The organism is Dyella sp. NPDC103356 (genome assembly GCF_055584465.1).
The window spans coordinates 41,979-55,250 of sequence record NZ_JBVJLZ010000015.1; the positions used below are offsets into that span (position 1 = coordinate 41,979).

A 13,272-nucleotide genomic window follows, 5' to 3' on the forward strand; every position below is an offset into this window, starting at 1 on the left:
ACCTCAGAAGTGATAGCTGCTCAAGAGTGCCTGTGCCAACAACGTCCACCCGTTGATAAGCAGGAACAAGAGAATCTTCAGCGGCAGGCTTATGGTGGTTGGTGGAAGCATGATCATGCCAAGCGCCATCAATATGGCGGCTACCACCAAGTCGATCAGCAGAAACGGAAGAAAAATCACAAAACCGATTTGAAACGCGGTACGCAGCTCACTGAGCATGAATGCCGGAACAAGCTGCAGCGCACCGATGTCGTTGACTGACTTGGGCACTGGCAACTTGGACATGCGAACGACCGCGAGCAGATCATCCTCGCGGGTCTGTTTGATCATGAACAGCTTGAACGGCTCAAAAGCCTGGACAACTGCTGTTTGCGCAGGGATGTCGTGCCTGAGGTAAGGGTCCAGTGCAGTCTGCTTCGCCTGCTGAAACACCGGGTTCATCGAAAACAAGGTGAGAAACATCGCTAACGTGATCAGCACGCTGTTGGGTGGCGTCTGTTGCAGACCCAACGCATTACGCATCAACGACAAAACCACGATGATCCGGGTGAACGAGGTCAGCGAAATGACTAGCAGCGGGATGAACGACAGCAGGCTCAGCAACAGAAACGAACGTAGAACGGGTGAATAGTCCTCCGACGCCGCTTTCGCTATCGCATCCTGAATCGGATCGGCGCACCAACCCGCCATAGGGAAGATCAATCCCGTCAGTAGGAGAAAAACGACGAGCGAGCGCCGCGGCGACATCACGGCATCTCTCCTTCGTGTTCATGTGCCACTCCATGGCGCTGCAATGGGACGACGTTCACGGCAGTGCCACGAACGCTCTCGGTCAACAGATAGGTGCCCTGCGCATATTCGACGACGTGCGCCGTTGTATGGATGCTGATACGACGGCTGCTGAGTACTCGAATACCCGTGGTGTCGCCGGCTGCCGTAGGCCGTGTCGACGCAGGAAGCCAGCCACGGCGGCGCGAGTACAGCAGCACGGCAACCAATGCAACCAGCAACAACAACGTGGCCAGCATGGCCAGCCACACCGTTCCACCTGACAACGCCGCGTCCGTCCGATACGGGATGGCTGCGGCATCCGGAAGCCAAGCCAAAGCCGTTATAGGGAGCATCGGGAGATTCACAGGATTTCTGCGATCTTCAAGCCGAAACAATCACCGACCGCCATAAGATGACCTCGTGCAATCGGCTTCCCGTCCAGTTGCAAGGTCACCATCGCGTCGAGATCGGCGTCCAGCGCGATGCAATCGCCTTTACCGAGAGAAAACAGGCGGTCGACGCTGATCTGGGCGCCACCGAGAACTACCTCAAGGCGAACGTTGACGTGTCCAAGCAACGACAGATTGCGTTTGATCAGGGGATCGGAACTGGTGGGCGAATGTGATGCCTCTTCCAGCTCGATGGGAGCAACGACTACTTCAGTCATGACGACAAATTTTCCTGCGAAATGGCGCTATCGATAACGATCGCGCGATGTGTTCCCAGCCGCCGCATATAACCTGTCGCGACAGCTCCCTTACCCTCTATGTGGACCTGAAGGGGATCGTCAAGCCGGCAGTCCCCGATCAACACTTCACCCATCGCCAAGCCCGAAAGACTGGCAAGATCGACCGTACCGAGGCGCATCACCGCCTTGATATCCACAGACGCACCCGCCAACACGACATCACGGCGATGCAGCGACAGCGATGCTTGGGCCGTCGGCGGCGTCATGCGTTCACCCAGGTCTCGATCGATAAGCACCATCCACTGCAGGCGCCCAAGCTTGATCTCGACGCCAAAAGCACCAAACCGCCCATGCGAAAGTATCCTGGGCAGCAACGCCCTTGTCGGCGCGCCGTTTGCTGCACTGCCGGCGCGCTTATGAATGATTGCCGCCAGCTCACCGATAGCCTTCTCGCCCAGCTTCGTGGCCAGCTCGATGTCATCATCGCTGGTTGTGGCTGCCAGATGCCTTCCCACAGCATCGAATGACCTGCCGCCCAGATAGACCGCGGCCGTCCCTGCGCTGGAACTGGACACCAGCACGCCCTGCCATGACGTTCGATCCAGGGTGTCGTCGATCATGCTCAGCTCGACCACGCCATGAGACGCGCCAACCCACCAATCGTGCGCCCAATCCTCGATCAAGCCGGATAGCTGCTTGAACAAAGCGGCGCGACGTGTATGGCCAATCCAGCCGAAACGCAATTCGTCCGTCACGAGATCAATTACCTTGGGTCGACTGGTAAAGCTGCTGCAACATGTCGCTCGACACCGTCATGACGCGAGAGCTGGCCTGATAACCCCGCTGGATCACGATCATGTCGGCCAGTTCCTGAGTCAGATCGACGTTGGACATTTCCAGGCTGCTGCCCTGTATCTTGCCAAGCACACCCGAACCGGCGCGGGCCACATTGGCCACCTGATTCTGCGGCGGTAGATACAAGTTGCCCTGGATAGCCTGCAGCGAACTCTCGTCATTGAAAGAGGCCAGGGCCAACTGAGGGCCTGCCTTGGTTTCGCCATCGGCATAAGTCAACTGCAATACACCATTAGTGTCGAAGCTCTGGCTGTTCAACCCGATGATGCCGTGGCCATCCTTCACGTTGGCCGCCAATGACGCCGCATCACCGGAGACAGCCGTTGCGCCACTGAAACTACCGGGCGTGCCGAAATTGAACACCACCGCTTGCGATTGCGCGCCAAATGCGTGCGTTACGGTGATCTGGTTAAAGCCGGCCTCCGGCGTACTGTCGGCGGTACTGAAACGAATCTGGCCGCTACCCACCGAGGCACCGGTCGAGTCGGTAATGGCCACGTCCCAGTTCCCCGGCGCGACCGTGGTGTCACTGGTCATTGTCACCGTAAGCACGTGAGAAACACCCTGTGCATCGAAGATCGTCACATTGTTGACGGTATCGGTCGGGCTGCCGGCGACGTTGCCGGTCATGTTCACGGTAGTGGTAGCTTGCGGCGGCAATGACTTCACCGCGCTCACATCGATGGGTCCAAAGTTTCCACTGGCATCATAGCCTTGCACGACATATTTGTTGACCGAGTCGACCAGCAAACCCTTGTCGTTCAGCTCGAACTGACCTGCACGCGTGTAGTAAAGATTGCCCTGCGGATCTTTCAGGATGAAAAATCCATCACCCTGGATAGCGACATCGGTATCGCTGCTTGCTTGCTGGATCTGACCCTCGGTCAGGTCTTGCCCTGTGCCGGCGACACGCGTGCCGTCATCGTCCATCACGTTCTCGAAGAACGAGTCGCTTCCGCGAAAGCCCGGCGTGTTCATATTGCTGATGTTGTCGCTGATCGTGTTCAGGCTCTGGGAGAATCCAAAGAGACCCGACACGCTGTTGTACAACGCCTGCATGATATTGGTGCTCATGGCATCGCCTCCTTAAGGGGTGACCAGCTGAATCTGCGATAGCGACAGACCGGTAATTACGTTGTTGCTGGACGTGGTCACGGTCAGCTGCACGCCGCTGGTTCCATACTGAATGCCGGTGACCTTGCCCGATGTGGTCGAGCCATCCGCATTGGTGACCTGCACGGTGTGTGTAAGCAGGCCCAACGACTGGTCGTTGGCATCAAGGGTCAACAGGTTATTGATGCCGCCAACTTCTTCGCTCTGCTGCTCGATACTCACGAATTGCGCAAGCTGGGTCAGAAACTGACTGTTGTCCAACGGCTGCGTGGGGTCCTGAAACTGCAGCTCGCTGACAAACAGCTGGATGAAGTCCTGTTCGTTGATGCCTGAATTAGGCAATCCGGATGGGTCCGTGGTGTTCAGTGCACTGCCAATCGCATCAACCGACATAAGCGTCTCCCTGGTTTGTGCCGCCGCGCGAGGTCCATACCTCGCGGCCGTTCAGAATAATTCTGTTGAGATGCTCGCCGTGGATCCGGGCATGCTCGATAAGCTGACCGACAAGCTTCGATGTCTCATCGGCGTTGGTGCGGTAGTCGCGCAGCCAGATCGACAGCCCCTGGTTGGAATCGCGCACGGTGCGAATGACGCGCTCGGGCCACATGACGGCAGACGCGGGCGCACCACCGAGCGCCTCCGAAGTGACGGCGGTATGTGCACCATCCAGCTCGAACTGAGCGAGCGATCCTGTCTGCATGCCCATTGAGGCAACGACAGGCATCGACGTGAGCACTTCGGCGGCTGACGGCCGGGCCGTAGCGCTTAGGGCGTTGTCTTGTTCATATGCCATGGTCGCCGCGATGTCCACCGACGACATCTGTCCCGGGCGACCTTCATCGGCGAGCTGAGCCGCGGAAAGTACCGAGAGATAACCTTGGGCCGAAAGATGCAAGCCGAAGACACGGGCCCCTATAAACGCCTGGGTGATTCCAACGGGAGCAACTGGCTGCAACGCCTGCTGTTGCTCTATCGGCAGATCGGACAACGCATCGGCAGGCAGGATCGCCCGTGGCGATTCGTCCAATCGGCTATCCGAACTCTCTACCTCGGTTTGGCCGCCAAGCTCCGTAGCCACACTCGAATCGCGCGGTCGTTCCTTCGCAGGTGCCCCATGTGACGCGGTTCGCGGTTCATCCTTGGCCAATTCATCGGCAAAATCATGCGCGGGCGACGCGCCGGCGTTATCGCGCGCAAGCCATGGAGAACCGGAATCGATACCGGCAATACCGTTCATGCGTCCTCCCCGCGACGATCGACCCATAGCTCGATCGCCTCCGCCTGGCCTTTTGCCAGATGTTCACGGCGCAACGTTTGCCGGGCGATGTCCCATTGCTCGCTGGCGCGCTCGCGGTAACGCTTGGCCTGCCAGTTCGCGACAGCCTTCTCCTGCGTCGATCGCTCGGCTTCGGCGAGCTGTTCGGAAACCTCGCCGAGCTGATGGGTCAACGCGGCATCAAGCCGCGAAAGCATGTCATAACGAGACATATCCACCAGCACGTCACTGGCAAGACAAAGCGCGACGGCGCCCTCAACCTCGGCACATTGATCTTGCACCGTCTGCTGACGCGTGCGACGTGCGCGTTCTTCGGTCGCCGCCTCGGCAAGCTCGGCGGCCGCCAACGACTCACGTACCTGGGCCATGCGCAGGAGCGCTTGATACGAACGCAGTCTGCTTCTTGTCGCCTTCATGCGGACGCTCCCGCCGACACGATGGACCACAAGCGCTCGACGCTTTCACGTCGCGTGGATGACTGGCCAGGTTGCTGATTCAGGCAGTCCACGATGCGTGGATACAGCGCGATCGCTTCGTCGAGAGCGGCGTTGGATCCGGCGTGATAAGCACCCATGTCGACCAGGTCGCGCGATGTTTCATAGGTCGAAATAATCGATTTGATACGCGTGGACAGTTCCCGTTCGGAAGCATCGGCAACTCGCGATATCAGTCGACTGACGCTGGACAGCAGGTCGATCGCGGGCAACTGCCCACGGCTGGCAAGGTCGCGTGACAGCACGATATGGCCATCCAGGATGGCACGCATATTATCGGCCACCGGCTCGTTCATATCGTCTCCCTCGACGAGCACGCTGTAGATGCCTGAGATCGAACCACCCTCTCGCATGCGACCACCGCGCTCGAGAATCTTCGGAAGCAGGTTAAAGACGGATGGCGGATAGCCACGTGACGTCGGTGGCTCGCCCACCGCCAGCCCCACCTCACGTTGCGCCATGGCGAAACGGGTGATCGAGTCGACGATAAGCAGGACATCCAAACCCTGATCGCGAAAATATTCGGCGACGGCGTGGGCGGCGTGAACAGCATGCGTACGCACCAGCGCCGGCTGATCCGCCGTCGCCACGAGCATGACCGAGCGTCGGCGTCCCATCTCGCCCAACGACTCTTCCAGAAAGTCGCCTACTTCACGGCCGCGCTCGCCGATCATGGCCACCACGACGACATCCGCCTGAACGTGTCGGGCCATCATGCCAAGCAGCGTACTTTTACCCACGCCACTGCCGGCAAAGACACCGACGCGCTGTCCTTTGGCCAGGGGCATCACGGCATCCACCGCCGACACACCTGTTTCAAGCGCATGCTCGAGAGGTGCGCGCTGCATCGGATTGATGGGCTGCGGCTGAACATCTCGATAGCTTTCGGCCACAATGCCCGGACCACCATCCAGCGGATCGCCAAAGGCATCGATAACACGACCAATCATCTCGCGCGCAACTGGAATGCGCAGCGAGCGCCCCAGTGAACGGATGCGCGCTCCCGCGGCGACCCCGCGGAGATGGCCGAATGGCATCAGCAACAAACGCCCATCGCGAAAACCGACCGCTTCGGCCATGACGCTGGGTTTGCCATCGCCGAGGGCTACTTCACAAAGTTCGCCAACCTTCAGATCGGGGCCCTGCGCTTCGATGACCAGGCCGTTGTAACTGAGCAGACGCCCATAGCCGCCCGTCAACTGCTGACTAACCAGCAGGTTGTCATAACGATCCAGAGCCGCGGAAAAGTGCATCAGCGCCTGACTCCAAGAGCACCGAGCATGCTGTCGTAGATGGCGGCCAGGCGAACGTCTACCGCGCTTTCCATATCGCCACGCTCGCCTACGATGCGGCAGCTACCGGGCAATAGATCTACCGCTTCGACGATCTCGATGCCTCCCATGCGCTCCGGCAACAGCGTGCGGTCCTCAGGCGAAACCGCCATATGCAAGGCTTTGCCGCGATGTTCGTGGGCCATGCTCTCGCACAATCGCGCAAGTACGGCGCGATCGCTTTCCGATGCCGTGAACAAGTGACTGAGCGAACGCAACGCCAGCTCAAAAGCCAGCTCCTGCATACCCTGCTCGTACCGCTGCAATGCTCCTTCCACGCCCTGAATCAGGGCATCCAGTTGGCGCTCCTTTTCAGCCAGGACACGGAGCTCGGCATCCATGGCATCCTTCGCCCGTGCTTCGAGTTCCAGCTTGCGTTGTTCCATGTCCCGCAAGCCATCCTGCTCACCCGCTTCAAAGCCTTCGCCGTAACCCTTTCGGTACGCGGCTGCGTCGATGTCATCAGCGACCGCCGCGGCCAAAGAGGTGGGCACCGTTTCTCCACCAGCCACCGCGCGGCGCGCAAGCGATTCCATCACCGTGTTCGCCGCCACACGCCTGATCATCGAATCTCTCCCGTGCGCGCTGCCTGCGCCGCCTCGGTGAGGTAATCGCCAAGCGCCACGGCCATGGCTCGCGGAAATGTCTCCGGTAGCCGTCCCATTTCCTGGCGAACGGCGTCCGCTCGCAACTTCGTGCACGCAGCCAGGTAAATCTCCGCATGGTCCTGCGCCACCGCGTGCAGTATCCGCGCAGCCCAGGCGGCCGAGAGACGGTCCAACACCACAATAAGCACGTCCGGAGGAGGCACTTCATGCACGAGATAGGCGGGTTGATCGGAAAGCACCGCCTGCAAGGTGTCGCTGTCCAGGGCGGTATAGCGCCTTGCTTCCGTGATCAAGGAATCGAGTGTGGAACGCGAGGCTGCCGGTAGCCTGGCCAGCATCCAGCGTCGGTCCGCCGGATGCATGGCAGCCAGCGCGAGCGCCGCCTTGCGCAATTCCACGCTGCTCATCGCTCGACTCCACTCGATTCGATCCACTGACGCAGGCGAAGCAGCGCATCTTCGCGCTCGGACCGCGTCAGGCGACGCTGCGGCGTACCGCCGCGCGCTGCCATGACGAAGGCACCAATGACCACCATGATCAACAAGGCGAATACGGCATAGACCCAGCCATGCTCACTGGCAAAACTCGAGCCGTGCGGTTCATCGGCACCAGCCGTCGACTTATCGTCCACGACCGCTGAATCGGTTTTCTGCGCAACCGCCGCGACAACCCGCTCGGGCGGCGCGATCGCGGCGATATCGACCTTGTCGCCTCGTGAGGCGTCCAGTCCCAGGCCAGCCGAGACCACATCAGACAGCTTGGTCAGCTGGCTGGCAGGAAGCGCCGCCGGCACAACGATGCCGACCGAGATGCGCTCGATGCGCCCGGGAGCCCGATCGATCTCTTCCTGCTCCCGTCCGTGGGCATATTCGAGCTCGCGATTGTTGCTGGTGTTGCCACCCTTGGCATGATCGGCGTCGACGTCATCTGCCAGGCGCCCGGTGGAATCCACCTTCTCGCGCACCAGCAGGCCATTGCCGTCCTTGCCCTGCGCAATCAACTGCTCGCGGACCTGTTTGACGTGGTCGTAGTTCAGACGCACGTCGACCGACACCGTAAAATCCTCGGTCTGCAGTACGCGATGCAGCAGTTCGCCCACGCGTGTTCGAAGCTGTGTTTCCATTTGCGCCTGCGCGTCGAGGCTGTCGCCGGATGCCGCCCCGGCCTGCCCGGTCGCGCTGTAACCGGATAGCACCATGCCCTTGTCGTCCAGCACCACAACGGTATCGGGTGCCAGACCATCCACGGCCGAAGCAATCAGGCGTTGTACGCCGGCGACTTCACGTGCGTCGAGGTGTTTCTTCGGGCGCAGCGTCAACGTGACGGACGCTTTCGATGGCGTCGGGTCCGACTGAAACAGGTCAGCATGATGAATGGTCAGGTGAACTCGCGCCGATGACACTTCATCCAGCGATGCGATCGTACGCTCCAACTCACCCTGCAACGCGCGCTGAAAGTTGACCTTCTGGGCGAACTCCGTCACGCCGTAATCGGAATCCTTGAACAGCTCAAAACCCACGCTGCCGCCCTTGGGCACGCCCTGCGAGATCAGCTTCATGCGCGTCTCGTACACCGACTCGGCTGGAACGAGGATAGTCTTGCCTTCGTCCGCCAAGCGATAAGGTACTTGCAGCTGGCCCAGCGTGGAGGAAATCTCCGCCGCATCCGAATCGCGCAGATCGCGAAACAGCACGCCATAAGGCGGGTGTGTAACCCACCATGCGCCCATGCTTACCAGCACGGCGATCAGCAGCAGGCCTGCGCCGAACGCGAAACGCGCACGCGTAGTCATGCTTGAGAAAAACTGCGGCATACGTACTCCAGATTCCCTTGCTTACGGCACTACCCAAACCAGGCCTCGCGGCCAGACGTCAAACCTGCATGCTGGTGAGGTTCTGATAGGCATCGATAACGCGGTTGCGCACCTCGACGGCGAACTGCAATTTGAGGTGGGCTTGCTCCATCGCGATCATGACGTCGTGAACCGGTACGTCGTTGCCTGCCGCCATCGCACGCGCGGCAGCGTCGGCCTGGTTCAAGCTGCCATCGATCTGCTCCAGCTGATGGCCGATCATCTGTGCGAACGCCGGGCCGGTTTGAATGGCGCCGCTGCGCTCGGGCATATCCAGGCCCTGAATCGATATCGCGTCTACCGGGTTGATGTTCATGCGTCGCCGCCCATGTCCAGCGCACGCAAGGCCATGCTGCGCAGCGTATTGAAGGCACGCACATTCGCCTCATAGGCACGATTGGCTTCGAGCAAGGCGCCCATTTCGGAAACCATATCCACGCGTGGATAGCTGACCATGCCGTTCTTGTCAGCCGCAGGATCGGAAGGATCGTGTACCTGTCGATTGTCGGCATCGCTGCCCAGCATCACCGGCGTGCCCATGCCGCCGTGGACGCCCAGCGATTCGTCGAAGCCCGCACCAACACCGGCGGCCACATGCATCAGCCTGGCCGGATGGCCCGGTTCATTCGGTGTGTTGGCAACGGCAATATTATGGCTGGCCGCTTCCAGTCGCAGGCGCTCGAACTCGAGGCCGTAACGCGACGCGGCAAAAATAGAATCGATGCTCATGATCAGTTCTTCCCGGCCAGGGCCAGTTGCATAAGGGCGAAGCGGCGCGACATCACCGTGGACATGGCTTGAAAATCGACACCCGCGGTTTCCAGCTCGGCCACTTCGTTGTCGAGATTTATGGGCGCGGTCGGGTCCGGATCGGATGCATGCACCGAGGCCTTCAACGACGACATGGAGACCGCGTGCAAGCGATCCCCCTCCATCGATGGCTGCATGACGGCCTGCTGCAGCAAGCCAACGGCCTGGCCGAAATCCGCGCGCTGCGGGCGGTAGCCCGGCACGTCGACATTGGCGATATTCATGCTCGCCACTTCGGCGCGCTCTCGCGCCATATTGATACTTAGCCGCAATGCTTCAGTGGTTATATCCATGGCCGCCTCGGTTATTGAATGACCAGTTCGCCGCGCAGAGCGCCAGCGTCCTTGATCGACTGCAGGATCGTGATCACATCACGGGTGGAGAGATGAATTGCACGCAGGGCGCCAATCAGGTCGGCAACGGTCGCCCCGCTGGGAATGGTCACCATCTTGGCTTCCGGATCGTTGACTCGGATGTTCGCCTGCGGCACCACCGCGGTGCCAATGCTGCGTGAAGGATTAACCAGCACGCCATCGGGTTGAGACACCAGGTAGTCCGTCTGCACCTGAATACGCAGATCGCCCTGAGAAATAGTGACCCCGCTCAAGCGCACATTACCGCCGGACACCACCGTACCGGTACGCTCGTTCACGACCACGCGCGCCACTTCGTCCGGCGTTACCGGCACGCTCTCGATCATCGATATCGCACGCACCAGATCTTGCGGCGGCGTCGCGAACGTCACGCGGATCTTGCCTGCATGCTCGGCAACAGCCTGCACACCGGCATTGCGGCGCAGGGACTCGACGACGCGTTCGGCGGTGGTGAAATCCGGCTGATAAAGCACTACGTCCAGCGTACGGCCATCATCGGCGAGTCCGACCGGCGCCGCTCGCTCCACGTTGGCGCCATCGGGCACGCGGCCGACGGTTGGATGGTTCTTCTGCTCGGAACTGCCAAAAGCGTGGACTTCATAACCACCCACCGATAATGCCCCCTGTGCCAGCGCATACATCTTGTTATCGGTACCGTTCAATGGCGTGAGCAGAAGAATGCCGCCACTCAAGCTCCTGGCATCGCCAAGCGAGGATACGGAAACATCGAGCTTCTGACCGGATTCGGCAAATGCGGGCAGCGTCGCGGTCACCATCACGGCCGCTACGTTGCGGCTATTGAGATCGTCGGGACTGATATTGACCCCGAAGTGGCTGAGCGTATTGGCGACCGACTGGATCGTGAGGCGGTTTTTCGTGGTGTCGCCTGTGCCTGCCAGGCCGATCACCAGCCCGTAGCCAACCAGTGCGTTGTCGCGCACACCTTGAACGCGGGCAATTTCCTTCAGCCGCACGCTATCGCCAGCCGCATATACAACGGTAAACGGCAGCAGCGCACAAAGAACTATCGCAAGCAACCGTTTCATATCAGGCCCAACCAACGTGTGATGCGATAGAGAATGCTGTGACGCTGCGCGGCCGAGATATCGCCCTGTCCGGCATACTCGATATTCGCCTCACTGATGCGGTTGGACAGAATAGTGTTATTGGTCGATATATCTTCTGATCGCACCAGGCCATTCAGTGCGAAATGCTGCTTCTCGCCGTTGATCAGCACGGTCTGCGCGCCATGGATACGCAACATGCCGTCGCCTTCGATGGCGATCACACGCACGGCAAGTTGTGCCTGCAAGCTTCCCGCACGCGTGGTGTTGCCCTGCCCCGTGTCGTCGCCGGACAGTCCCAGACCATAACGATGGCTCGCGTTATGGGTTTGCGTACTTGCACCAAGTTGCACACTGCCGCTGGCATCGGTATTGGCGCTGGCTGTAGCGCGAGCGGTTTCGGTAACCACGACGGTCAGCGTGTCGCCGACCTGATGCGCCCGCCTGTCCGCTGCCAGGCCATGGTAGGCATCCAGATCGATCATGGAGCCCGGCACCATCTGCGCGTGGACGACCCCGCTGCACAGGCCAAGCAGGCACATAACGCCGCATAGTTTATTCGACAACGTCTACTACTCCCTTATCTGTAACTCGCGCATGCACCGGAGATTCGGCCCCGTCGACAAGCACCGATACCAGGTCGCCTATATTTCCAGCGCTTGCGCTTGTGCCCTTGGTCTGCATGCGAATGGAGCCGAATGACGCCACTACATCGACGCGACCACGGCGGTCCACGTCCGGGATCTTCTCGAAATCTTCCGGCAACACAGGCGCCCCGGCGATCACGTTATGACGCAAGCGCTTGCCATCGAGCTCATGTGCATCCATGACCGGCGCGGCCGGCAAGGCGGCAACATCGGCATCCTGCGAAATGAACGTCAACGTTCCGGGAAGTGCACCCGCAGCCGCGTCGCTTGCATAACCGAGCACGCTGCGCGACACGCTGAGCGCGAACCACACCGTCGCCGAACGAACCACCTTGCCATCTACGTATATATCCACTGGCACGCTCACGCGCGAGCGCGGCCAGCGCCCAACGGAACGCCGAGCCTGTAACGTGACTTGACCCGGGCTCACCTGGATGTCTTCCGGCGTACCCACGACCGAGACTTGCGCGCGCCCCGCATCGCCCCCCAGCTGTTCCTGCAGGGATGCACGTGCGGCCGCGACCACACGTGCCGCATCGATATGCTGGGTAGCAACGGCGGCCGGCACCTCCATGGGCGCCGCAAGCAACAACAGGGTCGCGATTTGCCTGAGCATGTTACTGACGCAGGTTGTTGATGGTGTCGAGAATCTGATCCGACGCCTGCAGCACGCGTGCATTGAGCTGGTAAGCACGCTGTGCAATCACCAGCGTCGACATCTCACTGATCATGTCGACGTTCGACCCTTCCAGCGAACCCTGCATGATCGCACCGTTGCCGCTGTCGTTCGGCTTGCCGACCGTCGGATCGCCCGATGCCTGCGTCGGCACATAGTTGTTGCCTCCCACCGATTGCAGGCCTTCAGTCGAAGGAAATGTGCTCAACTCGAACGTACCCAGCAGGGTCTGACTCGTGCTTCCGCCCACGTTTGCGTAAATCTGGCCATCCTGGTTGATCTGGATATTGGTGGCATCCGGCGGAATCTGCAGATTCTGCGCAAGTCGGTTGCCATTGGGAGTAGCCAAATAGCCTTCACTGTCGATATGCAGCTGCCCCGCACGCGTATACACATGGTTGCCATTGCCATCGACCGCTTCGAGAAACCCTTCACCTTGAATGCCGATGTCCCAGGTCTTGCCGGTCTGCATCATCTGCCCCTGCGAGAACACCGCGCGAGTGGAGAGAATCTCCGCGCCCGCGCCGGCATGCTCCGGAGTCAGGCCAGCCTGGACCTGTTCCGGCGACATGACGGCGATATCGCCGAACGCAACCCGTTGCGCCTTGTACCCTGGCGTCTGCATATTGGAAATGTTGTTGGAGAGCGTATCGATCTGTGCCTGCTGACTTTGCAGGCCGGAGGTTGCGATATAGAGCGCGTCGATCATGTCG

General features: G+C 60.2%; 19 protein-coding genes. All 19 read right to left on the reverse strand.

What is annotated here, in order from left to right; translation table 11 throughout:
* Positions 1 to 3: 3 nt before the first annotated feature.
* The 19 genes from fliP to ACZ6WW_RS22755 all read right to left on the reverse strand — a co-directional run bounded on the left by fliP (position 4) and on the right by ACZ6WW_RS22755 (position 13,268).
* Entirely contained in the window at positions 4 to 747 is a 744-nt protein-coding gene (gene fliP, locus ACZ6WW_RS22665; protein ID WP_465276244.1) for a flagellar type III secretion system pore protein FliP, read from the reverse strand.
* A complete protein-coding gene (locus ACZ6WW_RS22670; RefSeq protein WP_465276216.1) occupies positions 747 to 1,055 on the reverse strand; it encodes a hypothetical protein in 309 nt (102 codons plus the stop codon). Before ACZ6WW_RS22670 ends, fliP begins: the two co-directional genes overlap by 1 nt.
* Positions 1,056 to 1,132: 77 nt before the next feature.
* Entirely contained in the window at positions 1,133 to 1,438 is a 306-nt protein-coding gene (locus tag ACZ6WW_RS22675) for a FliM/FliN family flagellar motor switch protein (RefSeq protein WP_465276217.1), read from the reverse strand.
* On the reverse strand, positions 1,435 to 2,214 hold the full coding sequence (locus tag ACZ6WW_RS22680; RefSeq protein WP_465276218.1) for a hypothetical protein: 780 nt from the start codon (positions 2,212 to 2,214) through the stop codon (positions 1,435 to 1,437). Before ACZ6WW_RS22680 ends, ACZ6WW_RS22675 begins: the two co-directional genes overlap by 4 nt.
* A gap of 4 nt (positions 2,215 to 2,218) precedes the next feature.
* Positions 2,219 to 3,388: a flagellar hook protein FlgE gene (locus ACZ6WW_RS22685; RefSeq protein ID WP_465276219.1), complete on the reverse strand. Its 1,170-nt coding sequence runs from the start codon at positions 3,386 to 3,388 to the stop codon at positions 2,219 to 2,221.
* Between the two features lie 12 nt (positions 3,389 to 3,400).
* Positions 3,401 to 3,820, reverse strand: a complete 420-nt coding sequence (locus tag ACZ6WW_RS22690; protein ID WP_465276220.1) for a flagellar hook assembly protein FlgD — start codon at positions 3,818 to 3,820, stop codon at positions 3,401 to 3,403.
* Positions 3,810 to 4,664, reverse strand: coding sequence for a hypothetical protein (locus tag ACZ6WW_RS22695; RefSeq protein ID WP_465276221.1), 855 nt, complete (start codon positions 4,662 to 4,664; stop codon positions 3,810 to 3,812). Before ACZ6WW_RS22695 ends, ACZ6WW_RS22690 begins: the two co-directional genes overlap by 11 nt.
* Positions 4,661 to 5,119 carry a hypothetical protein gene (locus ACZ6WW_RS22700; protein WP_465276222.1) on the reverse strand — a complete coding sequence of 153 codons (459 nt, stop codon included), beginning with the start codon at positions 5,117 to 5,119 and terminating at the stop codon, positions 4,661 to 4,663. The genes ACZ6WW_RS22695 and ACZ6WW_RS22700 overlap by 4 nt, the downstream gene beginning before the upstream one ends.
* A complete protein-coding gene (locus ACZ6WW_RS22705) occupies positions 5,116 to 6,450 on the reverse strand; it encodes a FliI/YscN family ATPase (protein ID WP_465276223.1) in 1,335 nt (444 codons plus the stop codon). The genes ACZ6WW_RS22700 and ACZ6WW_RS22705 overlap by 4 nt, the downstream gene beginning before the upstream one ends.
* On the reverse strand, positions 6,450 to 7,094 hold the full coding sequence (locus ACZ6WW_RS22710; protein ID WP_465276224.1) for a FliH/SctL family protein: 645 nt from the start codon (positions 7,092 to 7,094) through the stop codon (positions 6,450 to 6,452). The genes ACZ6WW_RS22705 and ACZ6WW_RS22710 overlap by 1 nt, the downstream gene beginning before the upstream one ends.
* Complete coding sequence (locus ACZ6WW_RS22715) at positions 7,091 to 7,543, reverse strand: hypothetical protein (protein ID WP_465276225.1); 453 nt, start codon at positions 7,541 to 7,543, stop codon at positions 7,091 to 7,093. The genes ACZ6WW_RS22710 and ACZ6WW_RS22715 overlap by 4 nt, the downstream gene beginning before the upstream one ends.
* Positions 7,540 to 8,949 carry a flagellar basal-body MS-ring/collar protein FliF gene (gene fliF, locus ACZ6WW_RS22720; protein ID WP_465276226.1) on the reverse strand — a complete coding sequence of 470 codons (1,410 nt, stop codon included), beginning with the start codon at positions 8,947 to 8,949 and terminating at the stop codon, positions 7,540 to 7,542. The genes ACZ6WW_RS22715 and fliF overlap by 4 nt, the downstream gene beginning before the upstream one ends.
* Positions 8,950 to 9,007: 58 nt before the next feature.
* Positions 9,008 to 9,304: a flagellar hook-basal body complex protein FliE gene (gene fliE, locus ACZ6WW_RS22725; RefSeq protein WP_465276227.1), complete on the reverse strand. Its 297-nt coding sequence runs from the start codon at positions 9,302 to 9,304 to the stop codon at positions 9,008 to 9,010.
* Positions 9,301 to 9,717, reverse strand: a complete 417-nt coding sequence (locus ACZ6WW_RS22730; protein ID WP_465276228.1) for a flagellar basal body rod protein FlgC — start codon at positions 9,715 to 9,717, stop codon at positions 9,301 to 9,303. The genes fliE and ACZ6WW_RS22730 overlap by 4 nt, the downstream gene beginning before the upstream one ends.
* A gap of 2 nt (positions 9,718 to 9,719) precedes the next feature.
* Positions 9,720 to 10,091, reverse strand: coding sequence for a flagellar basal body rod protein FlgB (locus tag ACZ6WW_RS22735; RefSeq protein ID WP_465276229.1), 372 nt, complete (start codon positions 10,089 to 10,091; stop codon positions 9,720 to 9,722).
* An 11-nt stretch (positions 10,092 to 10,102) separates the two neighbouring features.
* Positions 10,103 to 11,218: a flagellar basal body P-ring protein FlgI gene (locus ACZ6WW_RS22740; RefSeq protein ID WP_465276230.1), complete on the reverse strand. Its 1,116-nt coding sequence runs from the start codon at positions 11,216 to 11,218 to the stop codon at positions 10,103 to 10,105.
* A complete protein-coding gene (locus ACZ6WW_RS22745; RefSeq protein WP_465276231.1) occupies positions 11,215 to 11,802 on the reverse strand; it encodes a flagellar basal body L-ring protein FlgH in 588 nt (195 codons plus the stop codon). The genes ACZ6WW_RS22740 and ACZ6WW_RS22745 overlap by 4 nt, the downstream gene beginning before the upstream one ends.
* Positions 11,792 to 12,499, reverse strand: a complete 708-nt coding sequence (gene flgA / locus ACZ6WW_RS22750; protein WP_465276232.1) for a flagellar basal body P-ring formation chaperone FlgA — start codon at positions 12,497 to 12,499, stop codon at positions 11,792 to 11,794. Before flgA ends, ACZ6WW_RS22745 begins: the two co-directional genes overlap by 11 nt.
* Before the next feature lies 1 nt (position 12,500).
* A complete protein-coding gene (locus ACZ6WW_RS22755) occupies positions 12,501 to 13,268 on the reverse strand; it encodes a flagellar hook-basal body protein (protein ID WP_465276233.1) in 768 nt (255 codons plus the stop codon).
* Positions 13,269 to 13,272: the final 4 nt, after the last annotated feature.